Source organism: Pseudomonas sp. MD195_PC81_125, assembly GCF_014060985.1.
GTDB classification, from domain to species: domain Bacteria; phylum Pseudomonadota; class Gammaproteobacteria; order Pseudomonadales; family Pseudomonadaceae; genus Aquipseudomonas; species Aquipseudomonas parakoreensis.
In genome coordinates, this window is record NZ_JABULD010000421.1 from 1 (window position 1) to 3,531 (window position 3,531).

The 3,531-nt window shown below is 58.6% G+C and carries 3 protein-coding genes; all 3 read left to right on the forward strand.

Features of this window, described 5'->3' with window-relative positions; all coding sequences use genetic code 11:
* Positions 1–401 precede the first annotated feature (401 nt).
* Complete coding sequence (locus HT737_RS17155) at positions 402–905, forward strand: polysaccharide deacetylase (protein ID WP_182403395.1); 504 nt, start codon at positions 402–404, stop codon at positions 903–905.
* Between the two features lie 393 nt (positions 906–1,298).
* Positions 1,299–3,227 (forward strand): ATP-dependent DNA helicase RecQ, encoded by a 1,929-nt coding sequence (locus HT737_RS17160; protein ID WP_182403397.1) that lies wholly within the window; start codon positions 1,299–1,301, stop codon positions 3,225–3,227.
* A 148-nt stretch (positions 3,228–3,375) separates the two neighbouring features.
* Positions 3,376–3,531 (forward strand): 3-hydroxyacyl-CoA dehydrogenase NAD-binding domain-containing protein (locus tag HT737_RS17165; protein WP_306287225.1); only part of this gene is annotated, 156 nt, incomplete at its 3' end.

The following is a 3,531-nucleotide window of genomic DNA, read 5'->3' on the forward strand; positions in this document are numbered from 1 at the left end:
CGAGCAGTTCGCCGTGGCTGGCTTGAGTATCTATGGTCAGCACCGGATGATCGCCGTCGGTGCTTTTGAGCGGGCGATAACGATTGGCCAGCGGGTTATGCATGTTCATGTTCAGACGTGTCCTGTACGAAGTCGCTCCAGTGGTTGCAGCCGCGCCGGCCACTATAGAAGTGCGTGGCAAGGGGTCACAAGACCGCCGTGATGGACGGAGGTTTCGTAGGGGTTTTTCCGAGACTCGGGCAATTGCCCTACAAGGTTTTGCAGCTTTTTCGAGGTAAAACCCTTAGCGCAGAAATTTCCCACGGGATTCACAGGCGTTTCTTGAGAATCCTCTGTATGGTGCGCGCCAGAAACTGTAGGACGTTTCCAAACGTCCGATGCGCGCTTAAAGGGAATTGAGTATGCGATGGCTACGAATAGCCTCGATTTTATTGCTGTGGACCATTGGGTGTCGCTTGGCCGTAGCTGCTGATGCCGGCAACGGCTGGATGTTTGTCGATCTGCAACGCACTGGCTGGCCCGACGCGCTGTCCAGCCAGGCCCGCATCGATACTGCTTCACGTGCCGAAGTGTTGATGTTCGCCAAAGTCCTGCTGGCGAGTGAAATGCTAGATGCTGGCGCACTACAACGGCAACTGGATGTGCCGCATGTGCGGCTCAAACCGATCCGGCAGGTGCGCGAGGGACTGTGGGAGCGTTTGCTGGGCATTTATCGCAACGCCAGTCAGGACTGTGGCGAACAGTTGTTCTGTGCGCGAGTACGCAGTGTGGCGGACCTGCGACAACTGGCGGCGGCGTTTACCGGCGACATCAGTCCGGCCCATGCACAGTGGGCGAGCAAGAGCCAGGGTGTGCATGAACAGGAACTGAATGCGCAACTTCGCGTGGCGGTGCTGCGTCCCTAGGGTCGTCGTTGCGGCGAGAACTATGTGATTGCGTGGCCTGCGGTGGCGCGCATGGCGAGGGGCGGAATGTCATCGGGGAGTTGCATGCATCCGCCCAGCAACAGCGATGCGAGTGTCAGGGTGAGGAGCAGTTTCAGTCTGTCGGACATGTTTATTCCTTGAGTTGATCCACGGGTGTCGGCCGTCCTGGCACGACGCTCGTTTCGTGGATGCGGCGCACGTTACCTGCCTTGCGGTCAGGCCGGCGAGAGGCAAATTGTTTCCTTGTTTGATCCGGTGGCATCCGCCCCGGCGCTGTATCATTCCGTATCGAATTGACCCCGACCTTTTCTCGACTCGCTGTGATCGCCCGCTAGGCTGTTGACATCACAGCGGTCAACGGAGTGACAGCGCATGCACCACACCCTGGAACAGGTTTTCGGTTATCCACAGTTTCGACCCGGGCAGGAAGCGGCAATCAGCGCTGTATTGGCCGGGCGCTCGGCGGCGGCGATTTTCCCCACCGGGTCCGGCAAGTCACTGTGCTATCAAGTGCCGGCACTGTTGCTGCCGCATCTGACCCTGGTGGTGTCGCCGCTGTTGGCGTTGATGCAGGATCAACTGGCATTCCTCAAGCGTCACGGTATCAGTGCCGGCAGCATCGATTCGGCGCAAAGTCGCGATGATGCCAGTGACGTGATGGCCCGCGCCCGTTCGGGTGAATTGAAGATTCTGATGATTTCGGTGGAGCGTCTGAAGAACGAGCGTTTCCGCAACTTTTTGCAGCAGGTGCCGATCTCGTTGCTGGTGATTGACGAAGCGCACTGTATCTCGGAATGGGGCCACAACTTTCGCCCCGACTATTTGAAGCTGCCGGACTATCAGCGCCAGTTCAACATTCCGCAAACCCTGCTGTTGACGGCTACGGCGACGCCGAAAGTCGTCGCCGACATGCAGGCCAGATTCGCCATCGCCGCCGCTGATGTGGTGACCACCGGCTTCTATCGACCCAACCTCAATCTGCTGGTGGAACCGGTACGCGGCGAGGACAAACGCCGGCGCCTGGTGGAGTGGATGAGCGAGCGTCCAGGCCAGCCGGGCATTGTCTACGTGACGCTGCAGAAAACCGCCGAACACATCGCCGAGCATCTGGGGCGTAACGGCATACAGGCCCAGGCCTATCACGCCGGTTTGCCCAATGATCAGCGCGAGGCGATTCAGAAGGAATTCATGGCCGGGCAGTCCAATTGCATCGTCGCAACCATTGCCTTCGGTATGGGGATCGACAAGAGCGACATCCGCAACGTGGTGCATTTCGATCTGCCGAAATCCATCGAAAACTACAGTCAGGAAATCGGTCGCGCCGGACGCGACGGGCAGCCGTCGGATTGCCTGGTGCTGGCCAACCGCGACAGCCTCAACGTGCTGGAAAACTTCGTCTACGGCGATACCCCGGAGCGTGAAGGGATTCGTTGTGTGCTGGAAGAAATGCAGGCTGCCGCAGCCGAAGGGCAGTGGGAGTTTCTGCTCGGGCCGCTGGCCGATCAGAGCAACATTCGCGCGTTGCCGCTGAAAACTCTACTGGTGCAAATGGAGCTGCGCGGTTTGATCGCGCCGCGCTATGCCTATTACGCCGAATACCGTTTCAAATACCTGCTGGAGCCGGAAGCCTTGCTTGAGCATTTCGACGGTGAGCGCAGGGATTTTGTCGCGGCCATCATCCACACCTCCAGTCGCGCACGCACCTGGGCCACGGTGAATTTCGAAGCGATGTACACGCAGTATTCGGCTGAGCGCAACCGGGTGGTGAAGGCGCTGGATTACTTTCAGGAGAAGGGCTGGGTCGAGCTTGAGAGCAAGCAGATGACCGAGGTCTACAACGTGCTGCACAGTGATTTCGACAGCGCTGTTTTGAGCGCCGAATTGCATGCGTATTTTACCCGGCATGAACAGGCTGAAATAACGCGGATTCACGCCATGCTCGATCTGTTCGGCACTGAGCGCTGCCTGGGCCATCGCCTGGCCGAACACTTCGGCGATCACAACGCCCCCGAGCGATGCGGGCACTGTTCGGTGTGTCACGGTGCTATCGCGCGCCTTCCGGCGCCTCCCGAGTTGCCAGCGCTTGTGGATAAAAACTTCGCGGTGCTGTGCGGTGATTTTATCCACAGGCACGAACAGCACACTGGCAGTGTGCCGACGGCGGAGCGGCTGACGCGGTTTCTGTGCGGGATAAATGTGCCGTTGTTCACCAGGTTAAAGGCACGGACGATTTCGGGGTATGCGGCGCTGGAGGAGTATCCGTACGCCGAGGTTCGCAGTTGGGCTCAAGAACACCTCTGATATGTCGGCAGTTCCTGCAGTGTGCGGTTTCAGGGCGATTGGGGGTTATCCATGCGCTGAATGTTGCTCATCACGGGAATAAACTTCAAAAACGTCCGGTGCCTGACTATGGTGAAGGCTGTCTTTGGATCGCCAACAAGAGAACAACATGAGCCAGACATCCTTCGATATTCAGCAAGCTGCCGTGATCGGCGCGGGCACCATGGGCCGCGGCATTGTCATGTGCCTGGCCAATGCTGGCATCGCCGTGCAGTGGGTCGATAACAATCCACAGATGCTTGAACAGGCACTGGCGACGGTGGCC